The sequence below is a fragment of the Pseudalkalibacillus sp. NRS-1564 genome, assembly GCF_050467905.1.
Lineage (GTDB): Bacteria > Bacillota > Bacilli > Bacillales > Guptibacillaceae > Guptibacillus > Guptibacillus hwajinpoensis_B.
Genome location: NZ_JBITPM010000037.1, coordinates 59,502 through 81,988, shown reverse-complemented (window position 1 = coordinate 81,988; position 22,487 = coordinate 59,502). Strand labels below are relative to the sequence as shown.

22 protein-coding genes, 3 pseudogenes and 1 riboswitch are annotated in these 22,487 nt (G+C 39.5%); of the genes and pseudogenes, 11 read left to right on the top strand and 14 right to left on the bottom strand.

Annotated elements, in window-relative coordinates:
- The 4 genes and pseudogenes from ACIFPW_RS16830 to menC form a co-directional block, all read left to right on the top strand.
- Positions 1-461: pseudogene (locus ACIFPW_RS16830) on the top strand (2-succinyl-6-hydroxy-2,4-cyclohexadiene-1-carboxylate synthase); the annotation flags it as partial.
- Between the two features lie 31 nt (positions 462-492).
- Positions 493-1,308 carry a 1,4-dihydroxy-2-naphthoyl-CoA synthase gene (menB, locus tag ACIFPW_RS16825; RefSeq protein WP_194219187.1) on the top strand — a complete coding sequence of 272 codons (816 nt, stop codon included), beginning with the start codon at positions 493-495 and terminating at the stop codon, positions 1,306-1,308.
- An 85-nt stretch (positions 1,309-1,393) separates the two neighbouring features.
- Positions 1,394-2,863, top strand: coding sequence for an o-succinylbenzoate--CoA ligase (locus tag ACIFPW_RS16820; protein WP_430245996.1), 1,470 nt, complete (start codon positions 1,394-1,396; stop codon positions 2,861-2,863).
- A complete protein-coding gene (menC, locus tag ACIFPW_RS16815) occupies positions 2,863-3,963 on the top strand; it encodes an o-succinylbenzoate synthase (RefSeq protein WP_430246005.1) in 1,101 nt (366 codons plus the stop codon). The genes ACIFPW_RS16820 and menC overlap by 1 nt, the downstream gene beginning before the upstream one ends.
- Positions 3,964-4,019: 56 nt before the next feature.
- Here menC and ACIFPW_RS16810 read toward each other — a convergent pair whose 3' ends face one another.
- The 3 genes from ACIFPW_RS16810 to ACIFPW_RS16800 all read right to left on the bottom strand — a co-directional run bounded on the left by ACIFPW_RS16810 (position 4,020) and on the right by ACIFPW_RS16800 (position 7,712).
- On the bottom strand, positions 4,020-4,316 hold the full coding sequence (locus ACIFPW_RS16810; protein ID WP_430245994.1) for a DUF3817 domain-containing protein: 297 nt from the start codon (positions 4,314-4,316) through the stop codon (positions 4,020-4,022).
- A 906-nt stretch (positions 4,317-5,222) separates the two neighbouring features.
- Positions 5,223-5,411 carry a hypothetical protein gene (locus ACIFPW_RS16805; RefSeq protein WP_194219190.1) on the bottom strand — a complete coding sequence of 63 codons (189 nt, stop codon included), beginning with the start codon at positions 5,409-5,411 and terminating at the stop codon, positions 5,223-5,225.
- Positions 5,412-5,534: 123 nt separating this feature from the next.
- The gene (locus ACIFPW_RS16800; protein WP_430245992.1) at positions 5,535-7,712 is read right to left on the bottom strand and encodes a UvrD-helicase domain-containing protein; all 2,178 of its coding nucleotides are present in this window, start codon (positions 7,710-7,712) and stop codon (positions 5,535-5,537) included.
- Positions 7,713-7,854: 142 nt separating this feature from the next.
- On the opposite strand from ACIFPW_RS16800, the gene ACIFPW_RS16795 reads away from it, so the two are divergent.
- From ACIFPW_RS16795 to ACIFPW_RS16785, 3 genes and pseudogenes are all read left to right on the top strand, one after another.
- Positions 7,855-8,079 (top strand): hypothetical protein, encoded by a 225-nt coding sequence (locus tag ACIFPW_RS16795; protein ID WP_430245990.1) that lies wholly within the window; start codon positions 7,855-7,857, stop codon positions 8,077-8,079.
- A 22-nt stretch (positions 8,080-8,101) separates the two neighbouring features.
- Complete coding sequence (locus ACIFPW_RS16790) at positions 8,102-8,440, top strand: hypothetical protein (protein ID WP_194219193.1); 339 nt, start codon at positions 8,102-8,104, stop codon at positions 8,438-8,440.
- A gap of 108 nt (positions 8,441-8,548) precedes the next feature.
- A pseudogene (locus ACIFPW_RS16785) lies at positions 8,549-8,620 on the top strand (YjcZ family sporulation protein); the annotation flags it as partial.
- A gap of 140 nt (positions 8,621-8,760) precedes the next feature.
- Here ACIFPW_RS16785 and ACIFPW_RS16780 read toward each other — a convergent pair.
- Entirely contained in the window at positions 8,761-9,876 is a 1,116-nt protein-coding gene (locus ACIFPW_RS16780; protein WP_430245988.1) for an ABC transporter permease, read from the bottom strand.
- A gap of 202 nt (positions 9,877-10,078) precedes the next feature.
- On the opposite strand from ACIFPW_RS16780, the gene ACIFPW_RS16775 reads away from it, so the two are divergent.
- Both ACIFPW_RS16775 and ytkD read left to right on the top strand, forming a co-directional pair.
- Complete coding sequence (locus ACIFPW_RS16775; protein ID WP_430245986.1) at positions 10,079-10,615, top strand: hypothetical protein; 537 nt, start codon at positions 10,079-10,081, stop codon at positions 10,613-10,615.
- A 113-nt stretch (positions 10,616-10,728) separates the two neighbouring features.
- On the top strand, positions 10,729-11,199 hold the full coding sequence (gene ytkD / locus ACIFPW_RS16770) for an RNA deprotection pyrophosphohydrolase (RefSeq protein ID WP_430245984.1): 471 nt from the start codon (positions 10,729-10,731) through the stop codon (positions 11,197-11,199).
- Positions 11,200-11,299: 100 nt separating this feature from the next.
- Here ytkD and ACIFPW_RS16765 read toward each other — a convergent pair.
- From ACIFPW_RS16765 to pckA, 5 genes and pseudogenes are all read right to left on the bottom strand, one after another.
- Positions 11,300-12,194 (bottom strand): annotated as a pseudogene (locus ACIFPW_RS16765) (cation diffusion facilitator family transporter).
- Between the two features lie 157 nt (positions 12,195-12,351).
- Positions 12,352-13,152 carry an ABC transporter permease gene (locus tag ACIFPW_RS16760; protein ID WP_194219199.1) on the bottom strand — a complete coding sequence of 267 codons (801 nt, stop codon included), beginning with the start codon at positions 13,150-13,152 and terminating at the stop codon, positions 12,352-12,354.
- Complete coding sequence (locus ACIFPW_RS16755; RefSeq protein ID WP_430245981.1) at positions 13,133-13,909, bottom strand: ABC transporter ATP-binding protein; 777 nt, start codon at positions 13,907-13,909, stop codon at positions 13,133-13,135. The genes ACIFPW_RS16760 and ACIFPW_RS16755 overlap by 20 nt, the downstream gene beginning before the upstream one ends.
- An 11-nt stretch (positions 13,910-13,920) precedes the next feature.
- A complete protein-coding gene (locus ACIFPW_RS16750) occupies positions 13,921-14,916 on the bottom strand; it encodes an ABC transporter substrate-binding protein (protein WP_430245979.1) in 996 nt (331 codons plus the stop codon).
- A 191-nt stretch (positions 14,917-15,107) separates the two neighbouring features.
- Positions 15,108-16,691, bottom strand: coding sequence for a phosphoenolpyruvate carboxykinase (ATP) (pckA, locus tag ACIFPW_RS16745; protein WP_430245977.1), 1,584 nt, complete (start codon positions 16,689-16,691; stop codon positions 15,108-15,110).
- 352 nt (positions 16,692-17,043) lie between these two features.
- Positions 17,044-17,153, top strand: a riboswitch (SAM riboswitch).
- 208 nt (positions 17,154-17,361) lie between these two features.
- On the opposite strand from pckA, the gene metK reads away from it, so the two are divergent.
- Together metK and ACIFPW_RS16735 are read left to right on the top strand one after the other, a co-directional pair.
- Entirely contained in the window at positions 17,362-18,558 is a 1,197-nt protein-coding gene (gene metK, locus ACIFPW_RS16740; RefSeq protein ID WP_430245974.1) for a methionine adenosyltransferase, read from the top strand.
- 142 nt (positions 18,559-18,700) lie between these two features.
- Positions 18,701-19,324, top strand: a complete 624-nt coding sequence (locus ACIFPW_RS16735) for an MSMEG_1061 family FMN-dependent PPOX-type flavoprotein (RefSeq protein WP_430245972.1) — start codon at positions 18,701-18,703, stop codon at positions 19,322-19,324.
- On the opposite strand, the gene ACIFPW_RS16730 is transcribed toward ACIFPW_RS16735, so the two are convergent.
- From ACIFPW_RS16730 to ACIFPW_RS16710, 5 genes are all read right to left on the bottom strand, one after another.
- A complete protein-coding gene (locus ACIFPW_RS16730; RefSeq protein WP_430245970.1) occupies positions 19,318-19,503 on the bottom strand; it encodes a hypothetical protein in 186 nt (61 codons plus the stop codon). The genes ACIFPW_RS16735 and ACIFPW_RS16730 overlap by 7 nt on opposite strands.
- A 13-nt stretch (positions 19,504-19,516) precedes the next feature.
- Positions 19,517-20,662, bottom strand: a complete 1,146-nt coding sequence (locus ACIFPW_RS16725; protein ID WP_430245968.1) for a glycosyltransferase family 4 protein — start codon at positions 20,660-20,662, stop codon at positions 19,517-19,519.
- Positions 20,663-20,679: 17 nt separating this feature from the next.
- A complete protein-coding gene (locus tag ACIFPW_RS16720; RefSeq protein ID WP_430246003.1) occupies positions 20,680-21,165 on the bottom strand; it encodes a phosphatase PAP2 family protein in 486 nt (161 codons plus the stop codon).
- 479 nt (positions 21,166-21,644) lie between these two features.
- A complete protein-coding gene (locus tag ACIFPW_RS16715; RefSeq protein WP_206759433.1) occupies positions 21,645-21,863 on the bottom strand; it encodes a hypothetical protein in 219 nt (72 codons plus the stop codon).
- A 70-nt stretch (positions 21,864-21,933) separates the two neighbouring features.
- On the bottom strand, positions 21,934-22,449 hold the full coding sequence (locus ACIFPW_RS16710; RefSeq protein ID WP_430246000.1) for a gamma carbonic anhydrase: 516 nt from the start codon (positions 22,447-22,449) through the stop codon (positions 21,934-21,936).
- Positions 22,450-22,487 lie beyond the last annotated feature (38 nt).

Sequence of the window (22,487 nt, the reverse complement as noted above, 5' to 3'; positions counted from 1 at the left end):
GGCTTTCTACGGAAGATCAAAGAAGAGAACGAGTGCAGAAAGACCATGCACTTGCCAGGCGAATTCAGAAGGAAGGTATTGAAGATTTCGTAACCTTCTGGGAATCTCTTCCGTTATTTTCTTCGCAGAAGAAACTTTCACCAAGTATTCAAAGTGAAATAAGAAAGCAGCGTTTGAGCAATACTGAAATAGGACTAGCAAATAGTCTAATTGGAATGGGAACGGGGGCACAGGCTTCCTATTGGAGTGTGTTAGAGAAGATAACCTTTCCAGTCCTTCTAATAGTTGGGGAGTACGATCAGAAGTTCATTTCAATTGGGAAACAGATGAAAAAAAAGATTCCTCAGGCTGATTTTGTGCAAATTATTGGCGCAGGGCATACAATTCATGTAGAAGAACCTGAAATCTTTGATAAAATGGTAGTAGCTTTTCTAAAAAAGCATGCAGATTCTAATCTGTAAATTTTGTTACATAAGGAAGGAGAATTTCTAAATGATTCAATGGAAGACTGAACGAGAATTTGAAGATATTCTTTACGAAACGTATGATGGTATTGCTAAGATTACAATCAACCGTCCAGAGGTGCGCAATGCATTTACGCCAAGAACGGTTAACGAATTAATTACCGCTTTTTCATTTGCGAGAGACAATTCAGATATTGGTGTTATTGTTCTAGCAGGAGCTGGAGACAAAGCTTTCTGTTCTGGCGGTGACCAAAGTGTTCGTGGTCATGGTGGTTATGTAGGTGATGATGAGATTCCTCGTCTAAATGTCTTGGATCTTCAACGCCTCATTCGTGTTATCCCTAAGCCGGTTGTTGCAATGGTATCAGGTTATGCGATTGGAGGAGGACACGTCCTTCACGTGGTATGTGACCTGACAATTGCTGCAGATAATGCTATTTTTGGTCAGACTGGCCCTAAAGTTGGTAGCTTTGATGCTGGATACGGTGCAGGATACCTTGCTCGTATCGTAGGTCATAAGAAAGCTCGTGAAATCTGGTACCTATGTCGTCAATACAATGCACAAGAAGCACTTGATATGGGACTTGTTAATACGGTTGTTCCACTTGATCAGCTTGAAGCTGAAACAGTACAGTGGGCACAGGAAATGCTTGATAAGTCACCAACAGCCCTACGCTTCCTTAAAGCTTCTCTTAACGCAGATACAGACGGTCTTGCAGGACTCCAGCAAATGGGTGGAGACGCAACGCTTCTTTATTACACAACTGACGAAGCAAAAGAAGGACGCGATTCATTTAAAGAAAAACGCAAACCGGACTTTAAACAGTTCCCACGTTTTCCTTAAATCGATTGCTTGAAACAGCTTGATGGATTCCCATCAAGCTGTTTTTTTCAAATAGTCTATGGTAATGAAAGAAAGGATGTTAAAGATGGATACGATGCCAAATTGGCTACATAAACGTGCTTCTATGACGCCTGAGCGAGTGGCGCTTATCGATAATGGCAAACAGTTAACTTATAAACAGTTACAAGAAAAGGCAGTTAAGATGGCAAATGCTCTAAAAGCAAAAGGGATCGAAAAAGGAAAGCATGTTGGTTTTTATATGGAGAATGGATTAGACGCTGCCGTTTGTTTACATACTCTGATGTACATTGGGGCTGTCATTGTTCCATTGAATCATCGATTAACAGGACCAGAGATATCTTTCCAAATGAACGATGCTGAGATTTCCTATGTGATCACTGACAATTCACTTGAGAAGAAAGCTAGTGACGCAAAACAAAGTCCGGTAAATATAATCATCTGGGAAGATCTTCACCCAGGTGCTTATCAGTTAGAAGAGCTACAAACAACTATTGAGTTACATCAGCTTCATACGATTATGTACACTTCTGGCACAACTGGAAAACCTAAGGGTGTTATGCTTTCATATGGTAACCATTGGTGGAGTGCGATCGGTTCCAGTCTTAATCTTGGTTTAGATATGAATGATCGCTGGCTGTGTGCGGTTCCAATGTTCCATATGAGTGGACTTTCTATTCTATTGCGAAGTGTTATTTACGGAATCACAATGGTTATTCAACAACGGTTTGAACCGCGTGTCGTTAATCAATCGATTCAAAAAGAACGGATTACAATTGTATCGGTAGTAAGCGCTATGCTGAAAAAAATGCTCGATGACCTTGGAACCGATCATTACCCCGAAACATTTCGCTGCATGCTTCTTGGAGGTGGTCCAGCTCCATACCCGCTTCTTTCTACTTGCGAGGAGAAGCATATTCCTGTCTTCCAGACATTTGGTATGACGGAAACTGCCTCTCAAATTGTGACGCTTTCACCTGAATATATGCTAGATAAACAGGGATCAGCTGGAAAGGCGCTTTTCCCATCAGAGATTATGATTAGTCTTGATCATAAATCCCTTTCTGCTTTAGAGCATGGAGAGATTCTCGTGAAAGGACCTACGATTACAAAGGGGTATTGGCGAAGGGATGATGCAACAAGAGCTGCATTTGGAGACGGGTGGCTTCATACAGGCGATATTGGTTATCTGGATGAAGATGGCTTTCTCTTTGTATTGGATCGAAGGAAAGACCTCATTATATCTGGTGGTGAAAATGTGTATCCCGCAGAAATTGAAGCGGCGATCCTTGAGCATGTAGATGTGGAGGATGCAGGCGTAACTGGGTTTAAAGATGAGCAGTGGGGAGAAGTACCTGCAGCATTTGTTGTTAGTAAGAATCGCTCTTTGACGGAACAGCAGCTGCTCGATTATCTTTCAGAACGTCTTGCGCGTTACAAGCTACCTAGAACGATTACTTATGTGGATAGCCTTCCTAGGAATGGGGCAAATAAGCTACAGCGAAATTTATTAGTAGATATGAGTGATACGATATGATGCAACTGGAGAGTGTTACTCTACGTCATATTCGAATGAACCTAAAATCCCCTTTTAGTAACAGTTTGGAAACAGTCACTGCTCGAGATTTAATTATCGTCGAAGTAAGAGATTCTGAAGGGGAAGTAGGTTTTGGAGAAGGAGTTGCCTTTACGTCGCCCTGGTATACAGAAGAGACGCTTCAAACTTCCTGGCATATGCTAAGAGACTTCATCATTCCTAAACTCAAAAACCAACTGATTGCTCATCCGTCCGATGTGGAAGGAATACTAGCGGGCATTCGAAGAAATCCAATGGCTAAATCTGCGATTGAGGGTGCGATCTGGGACTTATATGCTAAAAGAGAAGGAATTAGCCTCTCAAGAGCATTAGGTGGTTCTTCACAGAAGATTAAGGCAGGAGTTGCCGTAGGCGCTTCGGATCCTTCAGTTATGCTAGAAGAAATCCATAGAAGAGTTGATGAGGGATATGAACGAATTAAAGTGAAGATCAAACCTTCGCAGGATATTTCGATTCTAGAAGCAATACGTCATTCTTATCCAAACTTATCGTTAATGGCAGATGCGAACTCAGCTTATTCTCTGCAAGACATCGATCGTTTAAAAGCACTTGATCCATTTCATTTGCTGATGATTGAACAACCTCTAGCAGCTGACGATATTGTAGATCATGCGATTTTACAAAAAGAGATTGAAACACCGGTCTGTTTGGATGAAAGTATACATTCTTATGATGATGCCCGTCGAGCGCTCGATTTAAATAGCTGTAAGATTATTAATATTAAACCCGGACGTGTTGGAGGGTTATCCGTTAGTAAGAGGATCCATGATTTATGTAGTGAAAGGGGGATACCTGTTTGGTGTGGTGGCATGTTAGAGTCTGGAATAGGAAGGGCGCATAATATCGCGCTTTCTAGTTTGGCTAATTTCACAATACCAGGAGATGTCTCTGCATCAGCACGGTACTGGGAAAAAGATATTATTGAACCTGAAGTGGAAGTGGAGAACGGTTTGATTACTGTTTCTAAAGAGAATGGGATCGGATACGAAATAAACTGGCAAGAACTTGAGAGGGTGACGGTTTCTAAAGAAGTTTATTAACATAGCTAGGGAAAAGATAACAAAAGGCAGAACCTTCTAAAGGTCCTGCCTTGTTTTTATACTTCAGAATTTTTTGCGATTCGCGCATCGAATATAAACGGTCCGAATGGGATAACGGAGGAGACAACTGCGAGCGCGGCTTTAATGAAAGACCAGCGCTTAACGATTGTGACATATAGAATTACGGCAAGATAGAGAACAAACAGTCCGCCATGTAACGCTCCAACAATCGTTACGGCCATAGGGATATCCATCATATATTTAAGGGGCATCGCGATTCCTAATAATAATAAAAATGATATTCCTTCTGCGTAGCCGACGCCTCGGAATAGTTTCAATGGTTGTTTCAACAATGTATTTCACTCCTTCATCATTATCTGATGTGATCTGCTTCACATAAACAGTTACAGGCAGTTTACAAATAGTATATCAATACTAGTCCTACAATAGAAGTTGAAGTTTTATCGATTTCTTGACAGTTTGAATGCAAATACTCCTAATCAATTTTTTATTCACAGAAAATTTAGTACTAAGGCATTGTTTTCAAATGTTTTGTAAGTGATGATTGCTTATACGTGCCTTTATCGAGTAGAATGAATGAGGGTAACAATAAATCAACTCTGAAGGAGATTTGTATGAATAATAACAAAAAGGCAATCTTTATATACATTCCAAAGTCCAAAGTTGATGAAGCCAAAAAAACATGAAGAAGAATGATTAATAGACGATAAAAAACAGTCGAACCGTAATGGCTCGACTGTTTTATTTATGATGAATTAATAAATTTCAATTGCTCAATTTTACAATATTAAATAAATGAAATGATAGCTGCAATCACAGCAACCGCGCCAATGATCATAAGGATTGTACGTACCATTGCTATTCCTCCTTGATAAAGTCAATTTAGTTCATACATAACTATATTTTTGCTGCCTTCTAGAATAATGCGCTGACAACAAATGCTACTACAACAACAATACCGATAATAACGAGAACTTGTTTTAACATAATGACTTCCTCCTCTAATATAGCAATGTCCTTTGCTACTATTGATATACCCTATTCATTTTTTATATCAAACCTTTTTTTGAAATAAATAGTTATAAATGACTACTTTCAGAAGAAAATACTTCAAGTTACAAAGCGATTTATGAATAGCGTTCCAGTTATCTGGGTTTTTATGCTTGAAAAATAAAAAGAAGCCTTCCTTTATTTGGAGGCTTCTTCGTTTATTTAAACATTTGTTTCTGAGTGGGTAACTATTGTTTAGGATGTACCTTCATCCGCTCTTGCTGGAAAAATTCTTTTAGCTCCGGGTTAAGTAAGTCCGGCTCCTCATCATTTAAGTTCAGTCTGATCAGCTTGCCTTCAAGGTAATCCATAATACCGATAATCGTACCGTTTCCAAGCTGCTTCTGAAAGATGGTTTCGTAACGAATGCTGCTCATCGGAGCCCTCCTGTTGCGCGTTTTTTTCTACTATAGCACGTTTGGAGAGCGAATTATTGAAGTTAAACTTCTCTTAAATAATTTGTAATCAAAGCGCAACAAAGCTTAACACAGTGACATAGTTCAGTCTTTTTGAACAGGCTTTTGCGAAATGATCATTGGCTTATCACATAAGGGGCATTGCTTTTGATCAGGTTGTTTCTTATCCTCTATTTTCATCCATCCTTTGCAAAATTCACTACTGCAAACCCATGCTTTCACCGTTTTACCTTCTTGTTGAATTTTCTTCTTGAAGGCATCCGTTAAGAAACGAGAGACGGGTGTTTGTTTACCAAGGTGTTTCTCAGGGGAGCAAATATAGAGCTCTTCCTTTGCACGTGTAATGGCAACGTAACAAAGGCGACGTTCTTCCTCAAGGTCAGCAGTCGGATTTTTCATATAGAGCTGCTTATGAGAGGCTTCTTTGTCTTTCATCGTATTGAGCGCAGAAACGTGCGGTAGAATCGTTTCTGAAGCACCAATGACGTAAACCGCAGGGAATTCAAGCCCTTTAGCCTGGTGAATGGATAGTAGTGAAAGCGCGTTAGAGGCGCTAGCTTTTTGTTTATGCTCATTGAATCGTTGTATGATTCGATCGACGTAGGCAAGGAACTCTGGGATGGTTTCAAATCGTGAGCTCGAGAACTCAAGCTCGTCCATCATTTCTTTAAGAGTAGTCTTATGCACAGTTAATGCTTCGTCATTTGCGCTGTCCAGATGTTTCATATAGTCATCTCGTAACAATTGAATGGCTTTCTGGGGTCGATGACGTTTAGCTTCTTGAACAAGGCGGACACGTCGATCTATCGATTTTTTTTGAAAATCACGTAGTGTTTTCCAAGATTTTAAATGTAACAAAGGAAATTCAACTGGATCAACAAAATTTTCCATCTCAATGTGGCGCATACCTGATTCTTGATTAATAAAAAGGGATGGGAGTATGGCGGCTGTCGCATCAAGATTTTGGTGCTCGTATGCGAGGCGAAGGTGCTCCATCATTCCTTTAATAATCGACTGCTCGTAAAAGACCTGTTTCATTCCCTGTGCGTTGAAAGGGATGTCCTGTTCAATCAACTGCTCGAAAATGGCTCTAGCATTTGTATAAGTTCTTGTAAGAATGGCAATGTCTTTCCACTCTCGCTTCTTTTCTCGAATATGACGGAGGACATAACCTGCTTCGTCTTCTGTTGTAGCAGGGCGAAGATAGTATGGTTGCTTTCCGTCTTTGTCTGTAGCGTTCATCGTTTTCGTTCTTCGATACGTATTGTGCTTAATTACATGGTTTCCGAGTCCAACAATGGGTGGAGCTGATCTATAGTTTGTATCCAGCGTTACGACGGATGCCTCGGGATAAGCACGATCGAACTCTAAAATGATTGAGCTATTTGCACCATTAAAAGAATAGATAACTTGATCATCGTCACCCACTACAAATAAGTTGTTTTGAGGAGCTGCAATTTGTTTAATTAATTCATATTGAATTGGATTCGTATCCTGGAATTCATCTACTAAAATATATTGAAATCGATTTTGCATTTTTTGAAGTAGAGCGGGATTTTGATTGAATTCTCGATACATATAGACAAGAATGTCATCAAAGTCAATATAGCCATTAGCCGTTTTCCACTCTTCATATTCAGAGTAGGCTTTCTTTAATTCTTCTGTTTCTTTACTGTCAGGGATATCTGCAGGCTCCATCATTTTAACTTTGCAGGCAGATATTGATGAAAGCATAATCTCTGGTAAAGATGCTTCAGGACTCTTCATTTTTTTTAGAATATTCTTCATTATAATTTGTTTGTGACGATCACTATTCAATATTTTTTGGTTATAACCGAGACTCCTTAATAATTTCAAGAAGATAGAATGAAATGTTCCTGCTGTTAATCTTCCGGAGTCTTGAGAAGAGACACCTGGTAAGTGACTGATACGCTGTCGCATTTCTTCAGATGCCTTTCGAGTGAAAGTAATGAGTAGAATACTAGAAGGATCTTTTTCCTTTACTGTCATTAGAAAAGCTGTTCGTGCTGTTAAAACAGATGTTTTTCCACTTCCGGCTCCGGCAATTGTCAAAAGAGGGCCTTCAGTATGCTTTACTGCTTTTGTTTGAGGTTCATTCAGACGTATACCTTTTTCCTCTAAAGCATGAAAAAAAGCCTGCTCTGCTTTATCTTCCAATGGTCTGAGAGACGAGTGGGGTGTTAAAGGAGCAGATAGGTCCAATTCAGTCACTGCTTGATGCGGTGTTGTAGTAAAATTCATGATCATCACCTGAACTATTCTTATGGATTCATCCCTTCATTTTAACATAAATTTAGGTGTTTTCGTTTTTAAGGAAAAGATTAATATTTATCCGAAAAGGGTAAAGTGACAAGCAGGATAGGATAAAGAGGAGGAAAAATCAATGGAAAAATTTATTCAAGTTGTAGTGGATCATGATAAAAAACAATTTCATGTGGAGTCAGAAGCGACCGAAGCAACCAACTATGATGCGCGAGTTGAAGAAGCAAAGAAACAGGGACGTGACGTTGGATCATTTCGCTCTAGGCTTGATACTGTTGAGAAAACCATTGATGCTGCTCAACATGAATACAAAGGGTATCGTCATTTAGAAGAAAGTCCTGTTTAAATTTTCATGGAGGTGAGAAGCAATGGTACGTGAGACGTATTTTGTAACACCTAAAGGTGAGCTTCATGAGACAAATGTTGGCACTCAAATGAATGCCTTTGAAATTAGAGCAAGTCAAGAAGAGAAAATGGAAATGGAACGTGTAATTGAGAAGTTGCGCTCTCAGAAATATGTGCAACAAAATGATTTCTTTTCACTGAATCATTATGATGAAAGTGAAGTAGACCGTCATCGAGATTGGACGGATGAAGCAATTTATGAATTATATAAGATGATCCATCGACTAGGCACACCTCATACAAAGCAACAAATTGATCAAATGGGCGTATTATCAGCTCTAAACCACAATACAAGAAATTGAGGATGAACAACTAGTTTTTCTCCATGAACTCCGCTCATGCCCTTCCTAAATGGAATCAACTACATAAAGTAATAGTGTAGTGAATGAATTTTAACGAGGGGGATAAAGATGAGCGGAGGATATGGTAAAGGTTTTGCGTTAATTGTTGTTCTGTTTATTTTACTAATTATTGTTGGAGCTGGCGCAATGGGCGGCGGTTGTGGTCCTGGACCAGGTTATGTAGGCGGAGCAAACTACAATCCTTATTGTTGCTAAATCATAAAGAGAAGCCGGCTAATATTAGCCGGCTTCTCTTTATGTATTTCTCTGTTTTTTATGTTCTAAAAAAATGAAATCAAAAGTCCTTCTATTAAAACACAAAAACTATGCTGTAAAGAAGGAAGCTGAACAATACTAAATAAAATGGATTGTATAACTAATAACGATAAAATCATGTTTCTCAGTGGATAATCGTTACGGAGAATAACAAGAAACGAGTCTCTCATTTGTTCTTTTTTGATTGCTAAAAGCTGGTTTTGAGTGACCCATAAAAGGATTGGGACCATTATGTACGATGTGTACTCTCCTCTTAGATAATAGAGAATCAATGCTCCGAGTCCAATTAATCTGATATACACCCATGTGTAGTTTCCTTTACGAAAGAAAATCCTAATCAATAGAAAGGTCTGTGCGTTAGACACTGGTATCAATTGAATAATCCAGTGCAAATACTTTCTTGCCTTCACTTTATTCTGTAAAGAAGGCACATCGACGAATTGGTTTGCGAATTGCTCAAACCGAGCAGTTTGTGATGATTCAAGTTCAATCAATCTTTCCCACTGAAGCATCGAGTTTTGACGAAATAGTAAGTAAAGGTATGTAATGGGAAACATAAGGAATAAGGCACCAATAAAAACATATCCTTTCATGGTGAAGGAAAGAATAGTGAAATTGCTAATGAAAAGGTAAAGACGCAGCCATTTTTTCTTCGTGAAGTAAGATCGTATGATCGTAAAAAAAGACAATATAAAGAGCAAGAGTACCATGACATAAATCCATGTTAGTAATTCTAAAGGAATTTCTAAATGAATGAGGGCAGGAGCACTTACTAAACTAACGATTAAAATTATCGGCAGTGAACGAATCAAAGAATAGAAGAAAGTATATTTAATGTATTGCCTCATACGATCTTCACATGCGATTAAAAAGACGCGATCCGCTTGAAAGAGAAAGAACTTTCCTTCAAGAATACTTAGTACTACGCTCATGATGAGGGCGATCGCAAATAGGAGTGGAAATGGCTCAGGTATAACATCGATTAAACGTTGATAATAAACAATTCCTATTGCTCCGCTTAGCAATAAAGCGATCAAAAATCCGCCTTGCATGATGTAAGACAAATACTTAAGTCGATGCCGCAGATAATTATTAAATCGAATCTTCCATAATTCTCCCAATAAATCACCCCTCTCCCGAAATAAATTATGAAAAATCGAAACATTCTGCTATGTCTTTTCGTATAAGTAGTGTATCCAAAAGAAAATAGCAAAAATCCTTTCATTGCTATGGTAAAAAAGACTTAATATATCTCTAGTTTGTTTGACACCTAATAGGATGAGGTATGAAATCAATATAAAGAAATTCTACTATACTTAAAGGATGAGTGACATAAAAAAATACATAGGTTTATTAATGTTTGTAGGTGCACTAACTTTCACTTCGGGTTGTGGCGGAGAATTATCAAAAGTTGCTGCTGATCATTCAGAAATAGTGGTTTCTACTCTTGAGAATAAAGCAGAAGCAAAGACGGATTCAGTTGAAAAACCAGAAGTTGAGAATTTATCTAACGAACTTATCAATCATATTATTCAGGATACAGATGAAGAGGGTAAAGTTAAACAGTTTCAAACAATAGCAGAGGTTGAGCAGGACTTACAAAAGATAACCTCAAAAGAACTCGCTTCTGAAATTGCGGATGTTTATTTTGCAGAGCGTGAAGGTGATCTTTACTTAGTACCAACAGAGCTATTCCCGTGGGTGAATACTGATGAGTCATATGAACTGGAGAAACTTAATGAATATGAATATGAACTGACACAATCGAATGAGTCTGACCTTTATGGCTCTTACACAATAAACATCCATTTTCTTTATGAAAACAACCATTGGATCATTAATGATTTTGAGATTAAATAATTCAAACGCACGGAACTTTTGGTCCGTGCGTTTTATTTTTTGTACAGGTAGATTGGACAAGCACAGGCTACTCTTTTACAATAAAGTAAGAAACTAAAGGACGAGGTTATCAAATGAGCGAATTTATGTTTACAGATTACTATCATAATCAGGTAACATTTTCTTTCGAGGATCATCCTTACTCTCCCGCACCAAAACATGTTTGGGTTATTTGTCGCCTCGAAAAACAGTGGCTGTTAACCGAGCACTCTCGAAGAGGCATTGAATTTCCAGGTGGGAAAGTGGAAGTAGGAGAGAATGCCGAAGAAGCCGCGGTGCGTGAGGTATATGAAGAAACAGGTGGAGTTGTTAAGCATCTTCAATATGTAGGTCAGTATCGTGTTGAAGGAAAAGGCGGGACAATTATTAAGAATGTCTATTATGCTGATATTGATCGTCTCGTAGACAAAGAAGATTATATGGAAACAAAGGGACCGGTGAAGCTAACAACACTTCCGAAAGATATTCACTTAAATGAGCGTTATAGCTTTATGATGAAGGATCAAGTACTTACTTATAGTCTAAAACATCTTAATTATTTGTAATGAGAAAAAAGTCCAGTTCATTGTACTGGACTTTTTTGCTCGTAATTATACAAAATCCAATAAGCCACTTTCTTCAAACAAATAACAGATGGAGAATGCACTATTCATTGGCAGAGCCTCTTTCAGTAATTTCCCTGCCAGGTTCAACATGAATGGTGGCATTTCGAACGTCATGATCCTTCTCTAACTGGGCTTCTATTTTGTCCGTAATCGTATGCCCTTCTTTAATATTTAAATGAGGTGCTACCTCTACAACGGCATCGACAATAATATCATTTCCGGCCATCCGTGCTTTAATATCCACTAATGTTTCTACCCCTTCAATGTTTTGGATCGTCGCCTCTATATCATTCAATTTCTCTTTATCAAATCCATCCGTTAACATGAGTGATGAATCTTTAAAGATATCATAAGCCGTTTTGCATATGATAAGACCTACAATAAAGCCTGTAAGAGGATCTAGCCAATGCATGTTAAAGTGAGCACCAATAATTCCAATAAAAGCACCTAGACTAACGAGAGCATCTGATAAATTGTCTTTAGCTGCAGCCATTAGTCCGAGGCTATTCGTTTTTTTAGCGAGGCGGTAGTTAAAAAGATAAACGCCTCCCATAACGATCATTCCAAAAAAAGGCAACCCAGGCAGAGCTAAGTGGAGGAGAGGAGACTTTACCACTGAGTAAGACAGTAGCTGTATGGAAGAGGACTTGTATTCCAATCGCAAACATAACAAATGAGGCGAATAGAGAAGAAACGGTTTCTGCTCGAGAATGGCCATATGGATGGTTCAAGTCTGGTGGCTTAAGAGAGATTTTCATGCCAATTAAAACAGCAATGGATGCCACGATATCTGATGCGTTATTCCATCCGTCTGCTAAGAGGGCTTCTGAACCAAAGAGATACCCTGCGCCTAATTTGATCATTGAAAGTAGTAAGTAAGCTGTTATGCTAAGCCATACACCTCTTAGTGCGCTCATTGTTTTCACCTGTCTTATATAAGAATATGTTCTTCTATATGCTAGCAGATGGTATTTGGGTGGGTCTATAGCAATCATTTTGCAAGTGGTAAGACGTGTAGGAACCCATCATATTTGTGAGTGGTGGCTAACTAGTTTGCCCAATCACAACAAAATAAGCCCCTCTTAAGAGGAGCTAGTGTTTAATTAATTTCCGTTCTAACCATTCGACCCCTAAATACATGATTGATGAGAGAATCGCAATCATAAATAAGCTCAGTAAAACCAATGTGAAATTAAATACTTGGAAGCCATAAATAATCATATAACCAAGACCTTGTTTTGAAACGAGAAATTCCCCAACAATAACGCCGACCCACGATAAACCCACATTTACTTTCAAGGTAGAGATAATCGCTGGAAAGGAAGATGGCAGGATTACTTCAAAGAAGATCTGGCGCTTATTACCACCAAATGAGCGAATAACTTTGATGAAGTTTGGTTCAACAGTATGAAATGCGTGGTAGATCACAAGAGTAGTAATAATAACGGAAATAGAAGCACCCATCGTAATAATGGAGATGTAACCTGGACCAAGCGCAACTATGATGATTGGACCAAGAGCTACTTTAGGCATGGAATTCAATACAACAAGATACGGATCTGAGATTCTAGAAGCTTTGCGTGACCACCATAGAATTGCCGCGAACACGGTTCCAAGTACTGTTCCAAGAAGAAATCCAGCAATTGTTTCAAGTAACGTTACACCAGTGTGTAACAGTAATGAACCATCTGTTACTTTTGTTATAAAGAGAGAAGCAATTTTAGAGGGGTAGCTAAATAATAACGGATCGATCCATGTGAACCGTCCTGCTAATTCCCATAAAGTGAGAAATGCAAAGAGAATACACACCTGAAAACCCAATATTTCATTTCTTTCCCTTTTCAACTCTCTTAGATAATGTTGATGCTTATGTTTAAGTTGGAGATGGTTCAAGAGAATCAAGCTCCTTCCAAATCAGCTGGAAATTCTCAGGGAAAGCAGAATCATTCCTAGCTTCAAAAGGAAGTAATTCTTTAAGGGAAGCTGGGACTTGAAAAGTTCTCGCGATTTTCCCGGGACGAGGCGTTAAAAGGATGACGCGGTCTGACATCGCAATCGCTTCTCCAATATCATGAGTCACCAGCAAGGCGGTTTTTCGATGCTTTTTTAATGTTTTAAACACAAGGTCTTCGAGTTTTAATTTTGTTTGATAATCAAGTGCAGAGAAAGGCTCATCTAATAACAGTAGATCAGGATCTGTTGCAAGTGTGCGAACGAGAGCTACGCGTTGACGCATTCCACCTGAAAGCTGATCAGGATAGGCCGAGCGGACATCGCTTAACCCCATGCTATCCAATAATTCCAATGTTTGTTCTTTTTTATCCGCTGTCAACTTGTTTAGAAGCTTTAATCCTATAAAACAATTTTCTTCAATTGTTTTCCAAGGAAACAAGTAATCCTGTTGAAGCATATAGCCCATTCGTTCGCCGGGAGATTTTATAATTTTATTTTGTAGAGAAACGCTCCCTTCAGTAGGTTTTACTAATCCTGAAATGATCGACAACAGAGTAGATTTCCCGCATCCACTTGGCCCAAGGAGGGAAACGAATTCTCCTTCTTCAATAGCGAAAGAGAGGTTGGAAATCGCTTCTTTGGCAGCGTTTTTCGTTAAATACACATGTGAAATAGCGTTGAGTTGAAGGAAAGACATTATTTTCCCTCCTATTTTTGCGCTTTTTCGGCATAGCTATTATCTACTAATTTGCTATGATCAACGCGTTTTGGGAGTTCTCCTGCTTCATCCATAATATTTTGTAAGTTATCCCATTCTTCTTGATCCAGTGATGGGTTTGTAGCGAATGAATGCTGGCTTTTGTAACGATCTACTACAGTTGTAATGAGTTCAAGATCGGTATCCTGAAAGAAGGGTTCAATTGACTTTGCAATTTCTGCAGAAGAATGAGTATCTACCCACAGTTGAGCCTCATAAAGTGCTTTTGTAAAACGCTCTGCTACATCAGCATTTTTACTCAAATAACTTTCTTTTGCCATAAATCCTGTATATGGAATTTCCCCTGATTCTTTTCCAAATGAAGCTACAATGTGTCCAACCCCTTGTTCTTCAAAGACACTTGCTGTTGGCTCGAATAACTGAACGTAATCGCCAGTTCCAGAAGCGAATGCGCTTGAAATGTTTGCGAAATCAATATTTTGAATAAGGTCCAAATCGTTTTGTGGATCAATTCCTTTCTGTTTCAGCACGTATTCACCAGCCATTTGTGGCATACCACCTTTACGTTGGCCAAGGAATGTACTTCCCTTCAAATCTTTCCATTCAAAATGATCGACTTTTTCTCTTGATACAAGGAACGTACCGTCTGTTTGTGTAAGTTGAGCAAAGTTTATGACAGGGTCATCAGTGCCTTGTGCATAGACATAAATGGACGTCTCTGATCCTACAAGGGCGACATCAGCTCCGTTAGATAGTAGAGTGGTCATTGTTTTATCTCCGCCCCGAGTAGTCGTTAATTCGACATCAATGCCATGCTTCTCAAAAATACCCTCTGAGAGTGCCACGTATTGTGGTGCATAGAAAATCGAGCGTGTAACCTCAGCTACTCTTACCTGATCGTTTCCACTATTTGTACCACACGCCGAAAGAATAAGAAGAAATACACTTGTGTATATACAAAACGTTATAAACCAGTTTCTTTTCATTATCTATCCTCCACATTTGTCACATGAGGTAGGCTCATGTTTTAGATACTATAGCCTATGTATTTTAAAACAATTGGTGTTTTGAATAGGTAAATTAATGGAGGTAGATAGAAAGAGGAGGATGCGCGAAGTGAAGGTGAATGAGTCTTCAAATAAAAAAAGCACCCGTTAAGGTGCTTTTTGCAATGAGACTAAACATTTGGGCCTGCTTGTTTGATTTCGTCAGCTACATTTGAGAATTTGTCGAAGTTCTTCACAAACTTAGTAGCGAGATCTTTTGCTTTCTCATCATATTTCTCTTGATCTTCCCATGTTTGTTTTGGCTGCAATACTTCTGCTGGAACACCTGGACAATGAGAAGGAATATGCAATCCGAAAATAGGGTCTGTTACTGTTTCGATACGATCAAGTTCTCCATTTAAAGCCGCCTGGATCATCGCTCTAGTATATGAAAGCTTCATGCGCTCTCCGACACCATAACCGCCCCCAGACCATCCGGTATTTACGAGGAAGACTTGAACATCATGCTCCATAATTTTCTCGCCGAGCATTTCTGCATAGCGATGGGCAGGTAATGGCAAGAACGGTGCACCAAAGCATGTAGAGAAAGTGGCTTCTGGTGAAGTGACGCCTCTTTCTGTTCCGGCTAACTTGCTCGTGTAACCTGATAGGAAATGAAACATGGCTTGTTCCTTGGTCAGTTTGCTAATTGGAGGAAGGACGCCAAATGCATCTGCCGTTAAGAAAATAATCGTGTTGGGATGTCCGGCAACGCTAGGAATTGCAATATTAGGTATGGCGTCAATCGGATAGGCAGCGCGAGTATTTTCAGTTAGACTAGTGTTATCGTAGTCAGGTTCACGCGAGCCGTTATCCATCATAACGTTCTCAAGAACCGTTCCAAAGCGAATTGCATCCCAGATTTCAGGTTCTTTTTCTTTTGATAAGTTGATGCACTTAGCGTAGCATCCACCTTCAATATTAAAGACACCATTCATAGACCATCCGTGTTCATCATCACCGATAAGAGATCGATGAGCATCTGCTGAGAGCGTTGTCTTTCCAGTTCCAGATAAACCGAAAAATAGAGCAACATCCCCCTCTTTACCTACGTTAGCAGAGCAGTGCATTGAAAGAATATTTCGCTCTGGTAATAAGTAGTTCATAACGGTGAAAATAGACTTTTTAATTTCTCCAGCATATTCTGTTCCACCAATTAAGACGGTTCGTTTCTCAAAGGAGATAATAATAAATGTTTCTGAATTTGTGCCATCCACTTCTGGATCAGCTTGAAAACCAGGTGCAGAAATGACAGTGAATTCAGCGTCATGTTCTTTTAACTCTGATTCATTCGGACAGATGAACAGCTGGTGGGCGAAAAGGTTATGCCAGGCATATTCATTAATAACCTGAATGGGTAGTCTTGATGACTGGTCAGCACCAGCAAATCCTTTAAACACATAAAGTCCCTTTTTCTCACCGAGATAGTTCAACACCTTTGTGTAAAGGTTTTCAAAACTTTTTTCGGAAATAGGTTGGTTTGTTTCCCAGTTCACTTTGTTCTTTACGGAATCTTCCTTTACAATGAACTTGTCCCCAGGAGAACGTCCTGTATATTTTCCGGTTTCTACGCGAAGAGCTCCTGTAGCTGATAGTTGCCCTTCGTTTTTAAATAGTGAATGTTCAACCAGTTCAGACACTGATAAATTCACATGTGGATTATTCTTATTTAATATCGCATCCAATAACGGTGAGGAGAAGGAAGCTGTTTTCATACGTTAAACCCATCCTTTTTTAAAGATTTCGTTGATTGACTTGTTTAACTCAAAAATAGTATAACACATTCATTCAATTATTCTATACTAATCTATGTATTTTTTGCATAAAAAGTGAAAAATGGGTGAATGACTATTTCTTTAGGTTGAAATCCTGTCGCCATTATATAGGAAGTGATTATTTTATGGGTAAGGATTAGGGTAGTGGTTCGGTCGCTTCGCCCTTGAATTCGAACACAAAGCCCGTGTTCTTTTTGTAGGGCTCCAGCGCTTGTCGAAGCTAAACGGGCGCTTCCGCTTTTCTTCATTGACACATCCTTTCATGTGCGTTATTATATGTCGAGAATGGATACTCTTATCCCGAGCAGGCGGAGGGACAGGCCCGATGAAGCTCAGCAACCAACTCCTATACAACAGGATTAAGGTGCTAACCTGCAAGACGATAGTCTTGGAAGATAAGAGGCGAAAGGCATGAGATATCAGCTCCTTTTCCCTCTGAATGTAGGGAAGGGCTTTTTTAATGTCGTTGAGATTGATGACGCTATAAAAAAAGGTAAGACGATAAGAAATTGAATTCGTTCTCTCGTTTCGGCACAGGGTAATAGGGAAATGAGTACCGTATCCATTACAACATAATTAGATAGGATCCAATCCTTAAGGAGGTACTTGAGTGAGTAATCGTCGTTTGTTTACTTCTGAGTCAGTAACAGAGGGGCATCCTGATAAAATTTCAGATCAGATTTCCGATGCCATTCTGGATGATATTCTTGCGCATGATCCAAATGCGCGCGTTGCCTGTGAAACTACAGTAACAACTGGTCTTGTTCTAGTTTCCGGTGAAATTACAACATCACACTATGTTGATATTCCGAAAGTGGTTCGTGAGACGATTCAAACGATCGGCTATACACGTGCGAAATACGGATTTGATGCTGAAACATGTGCTGTTCTTTCATCTATTGATGAACAGTCTGCAGACATCGCTGCAGGTGTAAACGTTGCTCTTGAAGCACGTGAAGGTACGATGTCAGATGATGAAATCGATGCAATTGGTGCAGGTGACCAGGGGCTTATGTTTGGTTACGCTTGTAATGAAACAGCGGAATTAATGCCGCTTCCGATTTCTCTTGCGCATAAACTAGCGCGTCGTTTGAGTGAAGTAAGAAAAGAAGAAATTCTTCCTTATCTTCGTCCTGATGGTAAAACACAAGTAACAGTGAAATACGATGAAGCTGGTAAGCCGGTTCGCGTTGATACCATTGTTGTTTCTACACAGCATCATCCTGAAATTTCACTTGAACAAATTCAACGTAACATCAAAGAACACGTTGTGAAGCCGGTTGTTCCTGCTGAATTAATTGATGAAGAAACAAAATACTTCATCAACCCAACAGGACGCTTTGTTATCGGTGGACCGCAGGGTGACGCAGGTTTAACAGGAAGAAAAATCATTGTTGATACTTACGGCGGTTATGCGCGTCACGGTGGCGGTGCTTTCTCAGGTAAGGATGCTACGAAAGTAGACCGTTCTGCGGCATATGCTGCTCGTTATGTTGCTAAGAACCTTGTGGCAGCGGGTCTAACAGATCGTTGTGAAGTTCAACTTGCTTACGCTATTGGGGTTGCTCAGCCAGTATCAATTGCTATTGATACATTTGGCACAGGAAAAGTGTCTGAGGAAAGTCTTGTAGAGCTAGTAAGAGAGAACTTCGATCTTCGTCCAGCAGGCATTATAAAGATGCTTGATCTTAGACGTCCCATTTATAAGCAAACAGCTGCGTATGGACATTTTGGACGTACTGATATTGACCTTCCATGGGAACAAACAGATCGTGCAGAATCCCTTAAACAGGGTGCCGGAATTTAATTAATTTCTAAGAAGCCAAAAATATTTTGGCTTCTTTTTTTTGCTCTATCATCCTTTTTGACATCCGTTATATTGTATTGAATTATCATAAAATAGATGGGTGTTGTGATAAAATGGAAGAAAAAATGGAGGAGTGTAATGTGTGAATACTAGTATATTCGGAGAAACCGTGACCGATGTGAATGAACTAAAAGACATGGCAGGAATACCGAGTAAATTGGCTGCAAACAAAGTCATATCTTTTCTTGATAAACACTGTAAAGAGTTCATATGCCGTACACCATTTATTACGATTGCCACCCAATCAAGTACGGGTGGTGATGTTTCGCCAAGAGGCGATGCACCGGGGTTTATTCAGGTTCTAGATAATCATCATTTATTGATACCGGAAAGACCGGGAAATAAACGAATGGACTCATTGATCAATTTATTAGAAAACCCAAATATCGGTTTGCTGCTGATGATTCCCGGCCGAGAAGAAGCGTTGCGTATTAATGGGAAGGCCTTGATTGTAAAAGATAAAACGCTGCTAGAGCAGTGTGAATATAAGGGGAAAACGCCTTTGTTAGGTATTGGAGTAGAAGTAAAGGAATGCTACATTCATTGTGCCAAAGCCTTTAAACGATCATATCTTTTTGAACCTGAACGATGGCCGAGTACTGAGGGGCTCGCCCCAGCTGCCAGAATGCTATCTGATCATGCAAAAATAGGCGAAGAAAAAGTGATTGAATCGTTGAAAGAAAGTTACACTAAACGTCTTTATTGAACAGAAATCGAGCCCAAACCTTTGTGTATGTTTGGTTGAACAATGGAGCAGTAAATGAGATCATACGTATTTGCTATTTTTCGCATTTCATCTAGCGCGTACAAGTTGTGACCATGTGTTGCGAAGATAGAAGGTGCAGTTAAGCCGATTTCGTTAATCCCAAATACAGTAAGAATCATTTTTTTCTCCTTTCTAAGCATATCGAGCTAATCTTTTAATTCCAATTGTTTTCTCATAATCCTCTACTAATCGTCCGAAGATCGCATCCCATGATTGAGTAAGTGCATAACGACGTCCTTCATAACCCATCATTCTCCGTTCGGTATCATCTGATAAGAGACGATTGATAGCGTGGATATATTCGTCTTCTTTATACGGAGAGCAGAAAAGACCGTTTCTTTCTCCAGTGACAACGTCGGATAACCCTCCAGCATTTGCAGCGATAACAGGGGTCCCGGAGGCAAGTGACTCCAATGCGACATTTCCAAATGTTTCAGTAGCTGATGGAAAGATGAAAAGATCTGAAGTAGCGTATAGCTCTGCTAATTCTTTCCCTTCTCTATAACCGGTGAAAGTGACGTTGTTAGGGACGTTTTCTTGAATATGAGGGAGGGCTGGTCCATCACCAACAATCAGCCACCTTGTTTGTTGTTTCAGCTGATCTGGTAACTTCCACATGATTTTTTGTAATGTTTCAAGATTTTTTTCTGGAGCGAGTCGACTAACAAATAAAAGAATATACTTCTCCTGAATATTATATCGTTCACGTAGCGAGTGATTTTTTCTAATCGGAGAATAGTGTTCGCAATCGACGCCTCTTCTCCAAAGCTTGAGGTTCTTAAAACCTCTTCCTTTTAATCGATAGCGCGTTTCATTGGAAGGAATAAAGGTAGTGGAAAATGGTTGATGAAACCAGGTTAAGTATTTCCACATAAAAGGAGAGAACCATTCAAGGTGGTAATGCTTTAAATAGTCATCAAAATTAGTGTGGTATGAAGCAACCATAGGTATGTTATTTTTCTTTCCGTAATGTAGTCCGCACATGCCGATATTAAAAGGTGTCGCGACATGAAGAAGGTCTGGTTGAAAATCTTTAAGTTGGTTGCGGATAAGACTTACGTTAGGAAGGGCAATGCGACATTCGGGATAAAGGAAAAACTTCATACTGGTAAAGCGGTGAATATTACTTGAGAAAAGGTCATCATCTTTCTGACAGTTAGGAGCAAAAAGCATATAATTAACCTGCTGACGGTCCATATACCTGGTTAGTTTACCCAGAGTGCGAGATACTCCGTTAACCTGTGGATAGTAAGTGTCAGTAAAAAGTGCAAGTTTCATGAATAGCCCTCCCTTTTTCAGCTTAGGATGAAAGTTGAAAGAATACCGGATCCGCCACCAAGTATAAAACCAACAAGAACGTCAGAAGGATAATGATGACCTAAGTAAATCCGCGATATGGCAACTAGACTCCCAAGAGCCATTAAGGGAATAGCTAGTGAAGGAATATGAAAGATAAATGGTGTAAGCACAGAAAAAATAGCCGTTGTATGTCCTGATGGAAAAGAATGATCTTTTAGAGGGTATACGAGTATCTTTGTTTCAGGTAGAGCGAGATATGGCCTGTGTCTTGGATAATGCTTTTTTATAAATTGAACAGGTATATGACTAACAGCAAGGGCAAGCGCAGCTTGGAACGCCCATATCTTTAAAGGAGCAGGTAACAGGAACATCAACAAAAGTGTACTTAAAATCGTTGCCCGAGCACCACCCGTATGTGTAACAAATCCAAAAATAGAAGTAAGATATCTTGAATGACACGTTAAATTCACAAACCGAAACATCGTACACTCACGCTCATAAAGCCACCCAACCACTTTACTCAAAAAGAATCCCCCTTCATCCTATGTGTTACTTCTATCCTATACGAGAAATTTAATGCTACTATTAAAGAAATCTTAAAGAATTGTTAAGAGTATAATGAAAAGCGTAGCCGAGCGTTTAGAAACGGAGATATTGGAGCTCTTGAACTAGAACACGTCCTTTGTGTTCTGGTGAAAGAGTGAAATATCGCAGTTTCTGCGAGTCGCAGCTAGCCAAGAAAAGCGTAGCCGAGCGTTTAGAAACGGAGATATTGGAGCTCTTGAACTAGAACAAGCCCCTTTTGTTTGAATTGAAAGGTGAAGCGACCCAGGATCTGGAATATATAGATGGCTTTCAAGAAAATACATAAGATCGTCCACACTCTAACGCTCCAAACGTTTTCAAAAACCACACAAAATACCATGAAAAAAGACCAGGAATACCATCCTGATCTTTTTCTTCAAATTAATGTGAAGTAAATAACATAACCGATTGCAAGTGCTGTTGCGACGATATAAACAAGAAAAATCGGATTGCTAAAGAAAGAAGATTTCACCCTGGCGTTCCCTTGATTATCATATTCGCCTTTTTGATTTTGTCCGAGTCTGTACGTCATATATGCCCCTATAAGCAAGGTGATGACGACGAGCACGATCAAGACCATGGTCATTTTGTACACGGAGGCCACCTCGATCCATTAGGATTGTATTGGTAACCTTCCTCAAACTAGCGATAAATATGCGTGCTTTCTAGAGCGGCTTTTGCTCTTTGTAATAGGCAGCTTTTTCAACATATTCTCTTCGAATGCGGTTCATATCCTTTCGATCATCCTCTGTTAATGTTCTAACAACCTTTGCAGGTCTCCCGAAAGCAAGGGAATGAGGGGGGATTTTCTTACCTGGTGGAACAAGGCTTCCTGCGCCAATAAAGGAACCTTCCCCGATCTCAGCTCCATCAAGAATAATGGAACCCATTCCAATAAGTGCCTCTTTGCGAATAATACTACTATGAAGGATTACCTGGTGGCCGATCGTCACACCATCTTCCAGAATGAGTTTTTTATTTGGACTCTGATGAAGGACACAATTGTCTTGAATATTGACCTTATTTCCAATTTCAGTTGGGGCCACATCTCCACGTATGGTCGTGTTAAACCAGACGCTGCTATGTTCCCCGATTGTCACATCACCTGTAATGGTAGTATAATCCGCAATATAGACCGTTTCATGAATCACTGGTTTTTTGTCATGATAAGCATAAAGCATTCCAATCCCAACTTTCATTTATTATAGATGAAATCCTT